The sequence below is a fragment of the Kitasatospora sp. NPDC089797 genome (assembly GCF_040684795.1).
Classification (GTDB): domain Bacteria; phylum Actinomycetota; class Actinomycetes; order Streptomycetales; family Streptomycetaceae; genus Kitasatospora.
Genome location: NZ_JBFBGS010000004.1, coordinates 37,254 through 50,689, shown reverse-complemented (window position 1 = coordinate 50,689; position 13,436 = coordinate 37,254). Strand labels below are relative to the sequence as shown.

Below are 13,436 nucleotides of genomic sequence, written 5' to 3'. Positions count from 1 at the left end.
CCGTCCCGTCAGCCGAAGAAGTTCCGGACGTGGTGCAGGCCGTCGATCAGCGCGTCGACCTCGCCCGGCGTCGAGTACAGGTAGAACGACGCCCGCGTGGTCGCCGGAATTCCGTACCGCAGGCAGACCGGCCGCGCGCAGTGGTGTCCGACGCGCACGGCGATGCCCTGCTCGTCCAGCACCTGGCCCACGTCGTGCGGGTGGATGTCGCCGAGCGTGAAGGAGATCGCGGCACCGCGGTCCACGGCCGTGCGCGGGCCGATGATCCGCAGGTCGGGGACCTCCAGCAGGCGCTCCACCGCGTACTCGGTGATCGCGTGCTCGTGCGCGGCGACCTTCTCCATGCCGATCGCCGACAGGTAGTCGATGGCCGCGCCGAGCCCGACCGCCTGGGCGATCGGCGGGGTGCCGGCCTCGAACTTGTGCGGCGCCGGGGCGTAGGTGGACGAGCCCATGGTGACGGTCTCGATCATCTCGCCGCCGCCGAGGAACGGCGGGAGGTCCTCCAGCAGCTCCTGGCGGCCCCAGAGCACGCCGATGCCGGTCGGGGCCAGCATCTTGTGGCCGGTGAAGGCGACGAAGTCGGCCTCCAGGGCCTGGACGTCCAGCACCATGTGCGGGGCGGCCTGCGAGGCGTCGATGACGACCAGCGCGCCGACCGACTGGGCCTTGCGGACGATCGTCTCGACCGGGTTGACCGTGCCCAGCAGGTTGGAGACCAGGGTGAAGGAGACCACCTTGGTCTTCTCGGTGATCAGCTCGTCGATGTCCGACAGGTCGAGCCGGCCCTCGTCGGTCAGCCCGAACCACTTGAGCTTCGCACCGGTGCGCTGCGAGAGCAGCTGCCACGGGACGATGTTGGAGTGGTGCTCCATCTCCGTGATCACGATCTCGGAGTCGGCGTCCACCCGGTACGGCTCGTCGGCCCAACCCAGCATGTTGGCAACGAGGTTGAGCGACTCCGAGGCGTTCTTGGTGAAGATCACCTCGTTGCGGCTCGGCGCGTTGACGAAGGCCGCGACCTTGTCCCGGGCGCCCTCGTACAGCGCCGTGGCCTCCTCGGCGAGCACGTGCACGCCGCGGTGGACGTTGGCGTTGTGCCGCTCGTAGTAGGCGGTCAGCGCCTCCAGCACCTGGCGCGGCTTCTGCGAGGTGGCCGCGTTGTCCAGGTAGACCAGCGGCTTGTCGTCGTGCAGCAGCCGCTGGAGGACCGGGAAGTCCTTGCGGATCGCGTCGGTGTCGAGCAGTCCCGTGAACGGATGCGTCACGCGGACGCGCCCCCCTTCACATACGCCTCGTAGCCCTCGTTCTCCAGCTTGTCGGCCAGCTCGGCACCGCCGGACTCGACGATGCGGCCGCCCGCGAAGACGTGGACGTGGTCGGGCTTGATGTACCGCAGGATGCGGGTGTAGTGGGTCACCAGCAGGGTGCCGACCTCGCCGGTGGAGCGGACCCGGTTGATGCCCTCGGAGACGATCCGCAGCGCGTCGACGTCCAGGCCGGAGTCGGTCTCGTCGAGGATCGCGATCTTCGGCTTGAGGAGCTCCAGCTGGAGGATCTCGTGGCGCTTCTTCTCACCGCCGGAGAAGCCCTCGTTGACGTTGCGCTCGGCGAACGCCGGGTCCATCTGCAGGGCGGCCATCGCCTCCTTGACCTCCTTGACCCACAGCCGCAGCTTGGGGGCCTCGCCGCGGACGGCGGTGGCGGCGGTGCGCAGGAAGTTGGAGACCGAGACGCCGGGGACCTCGACCGGGTACTGCATGGCCAGGAAGACGCCGGCCTTGGCACGCTCGTCGACGGACATCTCCAGGACGTCCTCGCCGTCCAGCAGCACGGTGCCGCCGGTGACGGTGTACTTGGGGTGGCCGGCCAGCGAGTAGGCCAGGGTGGACTTGCCGGAGCCGTTCGGACCCATGATGGCGTGGGTCTCGCCCTGCTTCACGGTCAGGTCGACGCCCTTCAGGATCTCGCGCGGGCCGTTCTCGGCCTCGACGGAGACGTGCAGGTCGCGGATTTCAAGGGTTGCCATGGGTACTCAGGACTCCTGGTTGACGGAGACGAGCACATCGTCCCCTTCGATCTTTACGGGGTAGACAGCGACCGGCTTGGTGGCGGGCAGGCCGGAGGGCTTGCCGGTGCGCAGGTCGAAGCTGGAACCGTGCAGCCAGCACTCGATCATGCAGTCCTCGACCTCGCCCTCCGAGAGCGAGACGTTCGCGTGCGAGCAGGTGTCGTTGATCGCGAACACCCCCTCGTCGGTGCGGACGACCGAGACCGGCACGCCGTTGAGGTCCACGCGCTTGGGCACGTCCTCCTGGAGGTCGCTCAGCGCGCAGGCACGGAGGAAGCTCATCGGGATCAGACCGCCGCTTCGAGCTCGGCGTCGATCTTCTCCAGGAGCTGCTCCTGGACCTCGGCCACGCCGATCTGCTGGAGCAGCTCGGCGAAGAAGCCGCGGACCACCAGGCGGCGGGCCTCGTCGGCCGGGATGCCCCGGGCCATCAGGTAGAACAGCTGCTCGTCGTCGAAGCGGCCGGTCGCCGAGGCGTGGCCGGCGCCGACGATCTCGCCGGTCTCGATCTCCAGGTTCGGGATCGAGTCGACCCGGGCGCCGTCGGTGAGCACCAGGTTCCGGTTGAGCTCGTAGGTGTCGGTGCCGACCGCGGCCGCGCGGATCAGCACGTCGCCGACCCAGACCGCGTGGGCGTCCTGGCCCTGCAGCGCGCCCTTGTACGCCACGTTCGACCGGCAGTGCGGCGTGTCGTGGTCGATGACCAGGCGGTGCTCCAGGTGCTGGCCGGCGTCGGCGAAGTACAGGCCGAACAGCTCGGCCTCGCCGCCGGGGGCGGCGTAGTTGACCCGGGGGTGCAGGCGGACCAGGTCGCCGCCGAAGGTGACGACCACGGACTTGTACGAGGCGTCCCGGCCGACCAGCGCGTTGTGCTGGGCGACGTGGACGGTGTCCCGGTCCCAGTCCTGGACCGAGACGAAGGTGAGCTTGGCGCCGTCGCCGACCAGCAGCTCGACGTTGGCGGCCCGGGTGCCGGTGCCCTCGTGGTTGAGCACCACGACGGCCTCGGCGAACGGCTTGACGTCGATCACCACGTGGGCGAAGCCGACCCCGCCCCCGGCGCGCACGTCGATCTTGACCGGCTCGGTCAGCACCGCGTCCTTGGGCACGGTGACGACCAGCGCCTGCTCGAAGGCGCTGAAGGCCTGCGCCGCGACCCGGTCGACCGGCGTGCCGGCCTTGCCCAGGCGGGCGTCGTCGCGGCCGACGGTCTCGGCGGTGACGCCGTCGGGCAGCCCGAGCTCGACCTTGTCCTCGCCGCGCGCGGCCTCGGCCGCGGTGCCGTCGTGCAGGCCGGCGAGACGGTGCAGCGGGGTGAACCGCCAGTCCTCCTCGCGGCCGGTGGGCACCGGGAAGTCGTTCACGTCGAAGGACGGCTTGACCGCGACGCGCGCGTCGATCGGCTGCTGGACCGCGGTGCGGCCGGTGCCGGGGCCGGCGAGCTGCGCGCCCGCGCCGGCGGTGCCGACCTCGATCGAACCGGCGGTGGTGGAGCCGGTGGTGTTCTGGACGTCAGCCATGGCTGTCGTAGTGCTCTCTTCCTCGAAAAGTCGGTGGGGCGGTCTGCGGCTGGTCGTCAGCCGACCGCGCCCTCCATCTGCAGCTCGATCAGCCGGTTGAGCTCCAGCGCGTACTCCATCGGCAGCTCGCGCGCGATCGGCTCGACGAAGCCGCGGACGATCATCGCCATCGCCTCGAACTCGGTCAGGCCGCGGCTCATCAGGTAGAACAGCTGGTCCTCGCTGACCTTGGAGACCGTCGCCTCGTGGCCCATGGACACGTCGTCCTCGCGGACGTCCACGTACGGGTAGGTGTCCGAGCGGGAGATCGTGTCGACCAGCAGCGCGTCGCACAGCACGTTGGACTTGGCGCCCTTGGAGCCCTCGCCGATCTCGATCAGACCGCGGTAGGAGGTCCGGCCGCCACCGCGCGCCACCGACTTGGAGACGATGTTGGACGAGGTGTTGGGCGCCATGTGCACCATCTTGGCGCCGGCGTCCTGGTGCTGGCCCTCGCCCGCGAAGGCGATCGACAGGGTCTCGCCCTTGGCGTGCTCGCCCATCAGGTAGACGGCCGGGTACTTCATGGTGACCTTGGAGCCGATGTTGCCGTCGACCCACTCCATGGTCGCGCCCTCGTACGCCACGGCGCGCTTGGTGACCAGGTTGTAGACGTTGTTCGACCAGTTCTGGATGGTCGTGTAGCGGCAGCGGCCGCCCTTCTTGACGATGATCTCGACGACCGCGGAGTGCAGCGAGTCGGAGGAGTAGATCGGCGCGGTGCAGCCCTCGACGTAGTGGACGTAGGCGTCCTCGTCGACGATGATCAGCGTCCGCTCGAACTGGCCCATGTTCTCGGTGTTGATCCGGAAGTAGGCCTGCAGCGGGATGTCGACGTGCACGCCCTTCGGCACGTAGATGAACGAGCCGCCGGACCACACGGCCGTGTTCAGCGCGGCGAACTTGTTGTCGCCGGCCGGGATGACGGTGCCGAAGTACTCCTTGAACAGCTCCGGGTGCTCGCGCAGCGCGGTGTCGGTGTCCAGGAAGATGACGCCCTGCTCCTCCAGGTCCTCGCGGATCTGGTGGTAGACGACCTCGGACTCGTACTGGGCGGCGACACCGGCGACCAGGCGCTGCTTCTCCGCCTCCGGGATGCCCAGCTTGTCGTAGGTGGCCTTGATGTCCGCGGGCAGGTCCTCCCAGGACTCGGCCTGCTTCTCGGTGGAGCGGACGAAGTACTTGATGTTGTCGAAGTCGATGCCGGTGAGGTCGGAGCCCCAGGTCGGCATGGGCTTCTTGCCGAACAGCTTCAGGCCCTTGAGCCGGAGGTTCAGCATCCACTCGGACTCGTTCTTCTTCGCGGAGATGTCGCGGACGACCTCCTCGCTGAGCCCGCGCTTGGCCGCGGCACCAGCGGTGTCCGGGTCGGCCCAGCCGTACTCGTAAGTGCCCAGGCCCTCGAGCTCCGGGTGCGAAACGGTGTCAGTCATGCGAGCTTCCTAACGCGCGGACGCAGAATCTTCGGTGGACGCAGAATTTTCATGTACTGGCAGTCGGCGCTGCATCGGAGCCGTGGCCCGCGGACCGCTGGGCGGGCGACGATGCGGCACCGGGTGCCGGCACATAGGTGGTGCAGACCCCGTCGCCGTGGGCGATGGTGGCCAGCCGTTGCACATGGGTGCCCAGGAGCTGGGAGAAGACCTCGGTCTCCGCCTCGCAGAGCTGGGGGAACTGCTCGGCGATGTGCGCGACCGGGCAGTGGTGCTGGCAGAGCTGGGCGCCCGCCGGGGCCTTGGCCACGGCCGACGGGACACGCCGCACCGTGGCAGCGTACCCGTCCGCGCTCAGCGCCTGGGCCAGGGCCTCCGGACGCTCCTGCGCCTCGGCCTGCCGCAGGGTCTCCAGGTACTTCTCGGCCTGCTTGCCGAACCGGGCGCGGGCGAAGGCGGCGACCGCCTCCTCGCCCGCCTCGCCGCCGCCGACGGAGTCCGCGATCCAGCGCAGCGCGTCGGCCGCGAGCTGGTCGTACGCCTGGTAGAAGGCGTCCCGGCCGGCGTCGGTGAGGGCGAAGACCTTGGCCGGGCGGCCCCGGCCGCGGCTGCCGTAGACCCGCTGTTCGCGGGACTCGACCAGGCCGGCGGCGGCCAGTCCGTCGAGGTGGCGGCGGACGGCGGCGGCGGTGAGGCCGAGCCGGGTCGCCAGGTCGGCGGCGGAGGAGGGGCCGTGGTCCAGGATCGACCGGGCGACCCGGTCACGGGTGGCGCGGTGGCCCTCCAGCAGCACCTCGGCCGCCGTCACGGGCACGTCGCAGCCGGGGGCCGGCTCGGCCTCCTGCTGCGGGATGTGCTCGCGCATGTTTTTCACAACACCAGTGTTGCGTAATTACTTCCGGGAGGACAAGCCGTGATCCAGGCCTCACCCGTGTCATCTGTCACGCAGGCAAGCCTTACCTGACCTGCGAAAACGATCACCAAGGCCGGTGTCGGGCCCGCCCGTTCGGCCCTCATAGACTCGCCGCTATGCATTCCGAACCCGCGGTCCAGGTCGCCGGGCTGGTCAAGCACTACGGCGACAAGACCGCGGTGGACGGCCTCGACCTGACCATCACCAGCGGCGCGATCACCGCCGTGCTCGGCCCCAACGGCGCCGGCAAGACCACCACCATCGAGACCTGCGAGGGCTACCGCCGCCCCGACGCCGGCACCGTCCGCGTCCTCGGCCTCGACCCGGTCACCCAGAGCGCGGCCCTGCGGCCCCGGATCGGCGTGATGCTCCAATCAGGGGGCGTGTACGCGGGCGCGCGCGCCGTCGAGATGCTCCGGCACACGGCCAAGCTGCACGCCCACCCGCTGGACGTCGACGCCCTGGTCGAGCGCCTCGGCCTCGGCTCCTGCGGCCGCACCACCTACCGCCGGCTCTCCGGCGGCCAGCAGCAGCGGCTCGCCCTGGCGATGGCCGTGGTCGGCCGCCCCGAGCTGGTCTTCCTGGACGAGCCCACCGCCGGCCTCGACCCGCAGGCCCGCCGCGCCACCTGGGAGCTGGTCCGCGACCTGCGCCGGGACGGCGTCACCGTGGTGGTCACCACCCACCACATGGACGAGGCCGAGCAGCTCGCCGACCAGGTCGCGATCGTCGACCGCGGCAGGGTGATCGCGGGCGGCACCGTCGAGCAGCTCTGCCGCGGCGGCGCCGAGGACGCGCTGCGCTTCGACGGCCCGCCCGGCCTCGACCTCGGCCCGCTGCTCCGGGAGCTGCCCGCCGGCGCCACCGCCACCGAGACCGCCCCCGGCAGCTACCGGGTCGAGGCGCCGCTCGACCCCAGCCGACTGCTGGCCACCGTCACCGGGTGGTGCGCGACCGCCGGCGTCCTGCCCGAGCGGCTGGCCGTGCAGCGCCGCAGCCTCGAAGACGTCTTCCTCGACCTGACCGGACGGGAGCTCCGCTCGTGACCACGTACGCACCGAAGCCCGGTGCCGCGCCCGTCGGCCGGATGCTGTTGGCCCAGACCGCCTTCGAGACCAGGATGCTGCTGCGCAACGGTGAGCAGCTGCTGCTCACCGTGGTCATCCCGACCGTGCTGCTGGTGCTGTTCTCCGCCGTCGACGTCGTCACCGTGGAGGGCCCGGGCAAGCGGGTCGACTTCCTGGCGCCGGGCCTGCTCGCGCTGGCCGTGATGTCCACCGCCTTCACCGGGCAGGCCATCGCCACCGGTTTCGAGCGCCGCTACGGCGTGCTCAAGCGGCTCGGCGCCAGCCCGCTGCCGCGCTGGACGCTGCTGACCGCCAAGACCGGCTGCGTGCTGGTCACCGAGGTGCTGCAGGTCGCCCTGCTGTCGGTGATCGCGCTGGCGCTCGGCTGGTCCCCGCACGGCAACCCCGTCACCGTCGCCGCCCTGCTGGTCCTCGGCACCGCCGCCTTCTCCGGGCTCGGCCTGCTGATGGCCGGCACCCTCAAGGCCGAGGCCACCCTGGCCGCCGCCAACCTGGTGTTCATCCTGCTGCTGCTGGCCGGCGGGGTGATCGTGCCGCTCAGCAGGTTCCCGGACGCCGTCCGGTCGGTGCTGGAGCTGCTGCCGATCTCGGCGCTCTCCGACGGGCTGCGCTCGGTGCTCCAGCACGGCGCCGGGGTGCCCTGGTCCGACCTCGGCATCCTGGCCGGCTGGTCCGTCCTCGGGCTGGCCGCGGCCGCCCGGTTCTTCCGCTGGGAGTAGCCCGCGCCGACGAAACGCAGCGCCCCCAGGCCTCAACCGGCCTGGGGGCGCTGCGTGTTGTCGGGCCGGCTACCGGCCCGGGGGCGCTGTGCGCCGTCGGCCGAAGCCCGGTCAGCCCTCGCTGCCGCCCCGGCGCCTGCGGGCCACCAGCACCAGCGCGCCACCGACCAGCAGCACGCCGGCGCCGGCCGCCGCGATGATCGGGGTGGAGTCGCTGCTACCGGTCTGGGCCAGCGCCGGGGCGCTGGGGGCGGGCGCCGCCGGGGCGACCGTGGTCCTGCTGGGGGTGGGGGTCGGGGTGGCCGTCGGGGTCCTGCTCGGGGTGGGCGTCGCCGACGGGGTGTCGGTCGGCGTCGGGGTGGGGGTGGGCGTCTTGGTGGGGGTCGGGGTCGGCGTCGGGGTCGGGGTGTGGCACGGCGCGATGGTCTTGGTCTCGTCGATGCTCCAGCCCTTCTCGGCCGGGGTCTCGGTGGTCTTGACCACCAGGTGCGCCGTGAGCGGGGCGTCGTGGTCCTTCACCGGGAAGGTGCCGTGGAACTCCGCCGGGAACTCCTTGGCGTCCAGGACCTTGTCGTCGCCGATGGTGAGGCTGACGGTGTTCTTCACGTCAGGCTTGGGGCTGTAGTTGATCAGGTCGATCACGACCTTGTCGCAGGTCGTCGACCAGGTCGGAACGTGCGCCGAGGCGTTGGTGGCCAGCGCCAGCGGCAGGAGAATTCCGGCCGCCGCCGTTCCGGCGAGTGCCGCCGCGCCCATCCGAATGTGCCGCTGCTGTCGCGCCATTACCCTGTTCCCCTCCGAACGGTCTTGCGCAGCAGGCGTGTTGTGAGTGTTCGCGGAGGCCCGCTACGACATGTCCGGGGGACTCTACCGGCACTTCCGCACCTCACCACACCCCGCCGCACGACCGGATTTCGTCTGTCCGCCCGTTCCCGGATGTGCTTGCCCAGCCCATCACAGCCGCCACCTCGCAGAACGCGGATTGGGCAAACTTGAATGAACTTCGTCACCTCGGCCACAGAGAAGCGCCCCCGGCGATCAGGCTCGATCACCAGGGGCGCCATGTCGATCAGTCGACGACCGCGCGGGGCGTTCCGTCGGGTCAGGCCTTCCGGGCCGCCTTGCGTCGGGCCGCCACCACGATCCCGCCACCGGCCGCGAGCGCCACGGCGCCGCCGATCGCCAGCGGCAGCACCGGACCGGAGCCGGTGTGCGCCAGGTCGCCGCCCGCGTTCGCCTGGGCGGACGGGCTGGCCGAGGCGCCCGGAACGGCCGCCGAGGTCGAGGCGGAGGCGGAGGGGCTCGCCGAGCCGCTCGCGCTCGGCTTCCCGGTCGCCGGGGCGCTCGGGGAGCCGGACGGGCCGGTCGAGGCGCTGGGCGTCACCGGGACGCTCGGCGAGCCGCTCGGCGTCACCGGCGGGGTCACCGGCGGCGTGGCCGGGGTGGTCGGCACGGTGGTGCCCGGCAGGCAGCCGGTGAACGGGTAGTGGTGGGTCTCCGCGCCGCCCTTGCCGGTCAGCGAGGCCGCGATCACCGAGCCGTTGACCGGGCCGCCGCTGCCGAGGTCGAAGGCCGCGTTGGGCGCGAGCACGGTGCCCGCCCAGGCCGCCTTGCTGTTCTTGACCACCTTGGTCGCGGTCGGGAAGTTCCAGAGCAGCTTGGCCCGGATCGCGCCGCCCGTCGCGCTCTGCAGCTTGTCGTCCAGCACGAAGGCCGACTTGCCCGCGTCCCAGAGGTGGAAGCCGGTGGTGCCGGCCGCCGCCATGTCGTACGAGCCGCCGGTCACGTTGATGACGGTGACCGCGCCGGCCGGCACCTTGACGAAGACGTCCTTGGCGCCCTGGAGCTTGCCGGCGTCGACGGTGAAGCTGTTGTACCTGGCGTCGCCGCCGGTGAAGGTGAGCTCGGCACCCTTGGCCTCGACGGTGGCGCCGGCGGTCTGCGGCACGGCGGCCAACGAGGTGGCGGCGGCGCGCAGCTTGGCGAACTCGGCCTTGAAGTCGATCGGCGAGGCGCCCTGGGCGACGGAGCCGGCGTGGGCCTGGACGACGGCACCGTCGGCCTTGGAGCCGTAGACGCCGTTGCCCTTCATCACCTGGGTGTTGTGGCCGGTGATCTTGCCGGCCACCACCAGCGCGTTCTTGCCGGGCAGGGCGTCGACCTCGGCGGCGGTCAGCTCCTGGCCGACGGAGAACCCGCCGGTGAAGTCGGCGTTGCCGCCGACGGCCACGGCGCCCTCGGCGTCCGGGGTGTGGGTGTCGTCGCCCTCGATGAACTCTCCGTAGAGGTTGGCGACCCCGAGGCTGCGGCACTCCTGGTCGGAGCCGACGGTGCCGACGGCGTGGGCGGCCGGAGCGATCAGCGCGGCCAAAGCGAGCGAGCCGCCGGCCGCGAGCGCGGCGGCGGAAGTGGATATGCGCATGTGCAGGATCTCCGCGTGTGTGCGGGAAGGGGGGAACGGCCCGAAAAAAGGTATGGACCAATCCGCACTCTTTCGGCCAAACGGGTGAATGGTCAAGACCAATGACCGCCTTGCCCGAACAGTCCCGTTTGCTCCCTCCCCGTTCGGGTACGGCCCGCCCCCGCGCCCCGCCCCAAGATCGCCTGTAAGGCCACCTACGATGGGACCCGTGCGTACCCCCTTCTCCCTGCTCGCCGAGCGCTGGCAGCCCTCCGCCGCAATGGTCCGGCGCGCCGCGTTCGCCGCGCTGGTGATGAGCGTGGTGATCGTCGTCACCGGCGGCGCCGTCCGGCTCACCGCCTCCGGCCTCGGCTGTACGACCTGGCCCCGCTGCACCGCCGACAGCCTCACGCCCACCCCCGAGATGGGCTTCCACGGCATCGTCGAGTTCACCAACCGGATGCTCACCTACGTGCTGAGCGCGGCCGTCGGCTGGGCGATCCTCGCGGCCCGCTGCCACCGCCCCTGGCGGCACGGCCTGACGAAGCTCGGCTGGGCCCAGTTCTGGCTGGTGATGAGCAACGCCGTCCTCGGCGGCATCACCGTGCTGACCGGCCTCAACCCGTACACCGTCGCGCTGCACATGATCGCCGCGATGGCGCTGGTCTGGGTGGCGCTGCTGATGTGGGAGCGCTCCAAGGAAGGCGACGGCGCACCGAAGCTCTCGGTGGCCCGCCCGATCCACCAGCTCTCCTACGTCCTGGTGACGGTCGTCGGCCTGCTGGTCGCGGCGGGCACCCTGGTCACCGGCGCCGGCCACCACCCGGGTACGCCCCAGGACAACAAGATCGTCCCCCGCATCCCGATCGACTACGACCGGCTGGCCCAGTTCCACGCCGACTTCGCCTTCGTCTCGGTCGGCCTCACCATCGCGATGATCTTCGTCTTCGCAGCGATCAAGGCCCCCCAGAGCGCGAAGTCCCGCGCCAAGGAACTCCTGATCGTCCTCCTCCTTCAGGGCGTCCTCGGCTTCATCCAGTACTTCACCGACGCCCCCGAACTGATGGTCGTCCTCCACATGCTGGGCGCGACCCTCACCTGGATCGCCGCCCTCCGCATCCCCCTCGCCCTCCGCACCCGCGCGGCGGAGGACACCATCGACCAACTCCCCACCCAGACCCCCCAACCCGCCGCGGTCTGAGGCAGTGGCGAAGGCCCCCATCGATTTTCGTTGGGGGCCTTCGCCGTGCGGTCGCAGCAGTTGTCGCCCGTCATGCGCCCGGATGCTTGGCACGGCATCGTCCCGCAGCGCGTCCAGGCCTCGTACGGCATCCACCTCCCCCATCCGCTCGGAGACCTCCCCCGGCGTGAGCCACCCAGCTTCAATCGACTCTTCCGAGCCCCGCGCTACTCCACCCACCGGCCGACAGCGGAACACAAGCGCGCCGACCCCTCGCTGCAGGTTCTTGTAGACCCCGGTCTCCTCACGAACCTCGCGACACACCCCGTCATCAATCACTTCGTCCAGCTCCAGCACGCCACCCGGCGCCTCCCGAGCCCCGTTGTCCGCCCGCCGAATCGCCAACACCTGCCCGTCCTCCCGCACCACCACCCCCGCGACGGACACCGAGTGGAACGGCAACGACTGGGGCCCACGCTCACACCACTGGTTGGGTCAGGTCGAGGACCATCACGTCATGCCGGGCCGCACCCTCCCACGGGATCGCCGACCCGACGCGCTCGTAGCCCCACGCCCGGTAGGACGCCCCGGCCGCAGTCGCCTCCGGCCGGGTATTCAGCATCACCCGGGCGTTGTCGATTCCTTCGATGAGGACGCGATGCATGCGAGTGGCGACGCCCTGGCGGCGCCACTCGGGCCGGACCGCCAGCTCGAAGAGTCCGAACGTGCGCTTTCCGTCCTCGGACCGGAGCTCCTCGGGCACGGGATCGATCAAGGTGTCCCACCATCCGGTGTTCGCCGACAGCGGGTAGCCGTACGCCATGCCCACCACGGTGTCGCTGTCGAAGGCAATCACCGCCCGGAATCCCCGCCGACGTACCTGCGAGCGGAACCGCCGAAACGCCCGCTCCACGTCGGCCGGCCCTTCGTTGTAGGGAGGCTCCGCAAACGCATCGGAGAACACCTCCCTCAACTGCCCCTCCAGCCCGGCCGTCTGCTCCCCGTCCAAGAGCCGAACCGCCACCGTCACACCATCCTCTGTTTCCGGGCCGAAACCCCAAGCACCCGAAGTTCCTCGATGCAGTCTCGCGCCACTGCCGTGTCGACTCGAACAGCCAAGGAGGCCACCGAACTCAACCGATCTGCCAACCTAGCCGAGGCCATTCCCTGCGCCGCGCTGGCGCTAGCTACCGCCTCTGCGCACGCTTCCTCAACGTTGCCGGCCTTCATGAGCACCTCGGCAAGACGTGCCCGGTACAGCGCCGCGTTTCGGCTGAATTTCGGGCCGAGCAGCTCAACGGCAGATCGAAGAAACGGAATCGCATGCGCGAGTTGCCCAGCTCCGACATGCCACGCGGCGGTTGCATAGTCCACCTCAACCCGACCTGCAAATGCCGTCCATGGCGGCGCATCAGTGTCGCTATCCGATCGGTCTTGCCACGTTAGCGCCTGAGAGAGGGCGCGGCGGGCGCCTGCATGGTCACCGGCAGACGACAGTGCCCGCGCCTGCCGCAAGGCGACCACTGACTTCACCTTCGGCCCGCCATGCCTCTGCGCGATCTCCCCAGACGCGGTCGCCGCCGCAATCGCCTCCCACGGCCGCCTCTGTTCCACGGCAAGCAGAGACAGACTGTCGAGCGACCGAACTTCCAGCAGCGGGTCGCCAACCAGACGGGCCGAGGTCAGCGCCTCAGTACATGCTGCACGCGCAGCCGCCTTCCTTCCCGCGTCGAACTCGATCCAGCCGAGGTGGGAGTGAATCGTTCCAACCAGGGCGTGAAGGTCACGCCCGACCGGAGCGAGATAGACCCCTCCGGTCACAGCGTTCTCAACACTCTGCAAAACCTGAGCAGCGGCCCGCCGGGCGACGCGGCCACCTTGCGTGTGATCGATGGCGTACAGATCTGCAACCTTGGCCCTGAACACCTGGACATCGGCTGCACCGATCCGACGACCAACCTGTACAGGGGCAAGAACCGAAGCCCCAAGAAGTGCGCCGACATCTACAACGAACTGTCGCCTCTGCACCGCACCCACTTTGCACCCGGCGCTTGGGACGCTGCGGGCTCGCC

The 13,436-nt window shown here is 70.5% G+C and carries 13 protein-coding genes and 1 pseudogene; 3 read left to right on the top strand and 11 right to left on the bottom strand.

What is annotated here, in order from left to right:
- Positions 1-8 precede the first annotated feature (8 nt).
- From AB0O91_RS04780 to AB0O91_RS04755, 6 genes are read right to left on the bottom strand one after another with little or no spacing between them, the layout of a single operon-like run.
- Positions 9-1,268, bottom strand: a complete 1,260-nt coding sequence (locus tag AB0O91_RS04780) for a cysteine desulfurase (protein WP_363427861.1) — start codon at positions 1,266-1,268, stop codon at positions 9-11.
- Positions 1,265-2,029 carry a Fe-S cluster assembly ATPase SufC gene (gene sufC / locus AB0O91_RS04775; protein WP_363427859.1) on the bottom strand — a complete coding sequence of 255 codons (765 nt, stop codon included), beginning with the start codon at positions 2,027-2,029 and terminating at the stop codon, positions 1,265-1,267. The genes AB0O91_RS04780 and sufC overlap by 4 nt, the downstream gene beginning before the upstream one ends.
- Before the next feature lie 6 nt (positions 2,030-2,035).
- Positions 2,036-2,353, bottom strand: coding sequence for a bifunctional 3-phenylpropionate/cinnamic acid dioxygenase ferredoxin subunit (locus AB0O91_RS04770; RefSeq protein ID WP_350506658.1), 318 nt, complete (start codon positions 2,351-2,353; stop codon positions 2,036-2,038).
- 5 nt (positions 2,354-2,358) lie between these two features.
- Complete coding sequence (gene sufD, locus AB0O91_RS04765) at positions 2,359-3,591, bottom strand: Fe-S cluster assembly protein SufD (RefSeq protein WP_363427857.1); 1,233 nt, start codon at positions 3,589-3,591, stop codon at positions 2,359-2,361.
- Positions 3,592-3,647: 56 nt separating this feature from the next.
- On the bottom strand, positions 3,648-5,063 hold the full coding sequence (gene sufB, locus AB0O91_RS04760; RefSeq protein ID WP_363427855.1) for a Fe-S cluster assembly protein SufB: 1,416 nt from the start codon (positions 5,061-5,063) through the stop codon (positions 3,648-3,650).
- 49 nt (positions 5,064-5,112) lie between these two features.
- Positions 5,113-5,928, bottom strand: a complete 816-nt coding sequence (locus tag AB0O91_RS04755; RefSeq protein WP_363427853.1) for a helix-turn-helix domain-containing protein — start codon at positions 5,926-5,928, stop codon at positions 5,113-5,115.
- Positions 5,929-6,092: 164 nt separating this feature from the next.
- On the opposite strand from AB0O91_RS04755, the gene AB0O91_RS04750 reads away from it, so the two are divergent.
- Together AB0O91_RS04750 and AB0O91_RS04745 are read left to right on the top strand one after the other, a co-directional pair.
- A complete protein-coding gene (locus AB0O91_RS04750) occupies positions 6,093-7,022 on the top strand; it encodes an ABC transporter ATP-binding protein (RefSeq protein ID WP_363427851.1) in 930 nt (309 codons plus the stop codon).
- A 41-nt stretch (positions 7,023-7,063) separates the two neighbouring features.
- A complete protein-coding gene (locus AB0O91_RS04745; protein ID WP_363428199.1) occupies positions 7,064-7,783 on the top strand; it encodes an ABC transporter permease in 720 nt (239 codons plus the stop codon).
- Positions 7,784-7,894: 111 nt separating this feature from the next.
- Here the strand turns inward: AB0O91_RS04745 and AB0O91_RS04740 are convergent, their stop codons facing one another.
- Entirely contained in the window at positions 7,895-8,566 is a 672-nt protein-coding gene (locus tag AB0O91_RS04740) for an LAETG motif-containing sortase-dependent surface protein (RefSeq protein ID WP_363427849.1), read from the bottom strand.
- Between the two features lie 319 nt (positions 8,567-8,885).
- Positions 8,886-10,205, bottom strand: coding sequence for a choice-of-anchor A family protein (locus AB0O91_RS04735; protein ID WP_363427847.1), 1,320 nt, complete (start codon positions 10,203-10,205; stop codon positions 8,886-8,888).
- A gap of 199 nt (positions 10,206-10,404) precedes the next feature.
- Between AB0O91_RS04735 and AB0O91_RS04730 the strand changes: the two genes are divergently transcribed.
- Positions 10,405-11,385 carry a COX15/CtaA family protein gene (locus tag AB0O91_RS04730; protein ID WP_363427845.1) on the top strand — a complete coding sequence of 327 codons (981 nt, stop codon included), beginning with the start codon at positions 10,405-10,407 and terminating at the stop codon, positions 11,383-11,385.
- A gap of 54 nt (positions 11,386-11,439) precedes the next feature.
- On the opposite strand, the pseudogene AB0O91_RS04725 reads toward AB0O91_RS04730, so the two are convergent.
- From AB0O91_RS04725 to AB0O91_RS04715, 3 genes and pseudogenes are all read right to left on the bottom strand, one after another.
- A pseudogene (locus tag AB0O91_RS04725) lies at positions 11,440-11,811 on the bottom strand (NUDIX domain-containing protein); the annotation flags it as partial.
- 31 nt (positions 11,812-11,842) lie between these two features.
- Positions 11,843-12,373 carry a GNAT family N-acetyltransferase gene (locus AB0O91_RS04720; protein ID WP_363427843.1) on the bottom strand — a complete coding sequence of 177 codons (531 nt, stop codon included), beginning with the start codon at positions 12,371-12,373 and terminating at the stop codon, positions 11,843-11,845.
- 17 nt (positions 12,374-12,390) lie between these two features.
- Complete coding sequence (locus AB0O91_RS04715) at positions 12,391-13,392, bottom strand: hypothetical protein (protein WP_363427841.1); 1,002 nt, start codon at positions 13,390-13,392, stop codon at positions 12,391-12,393.
- Positions 13,393-13,436: the final 44 nt, after the last annotated feature.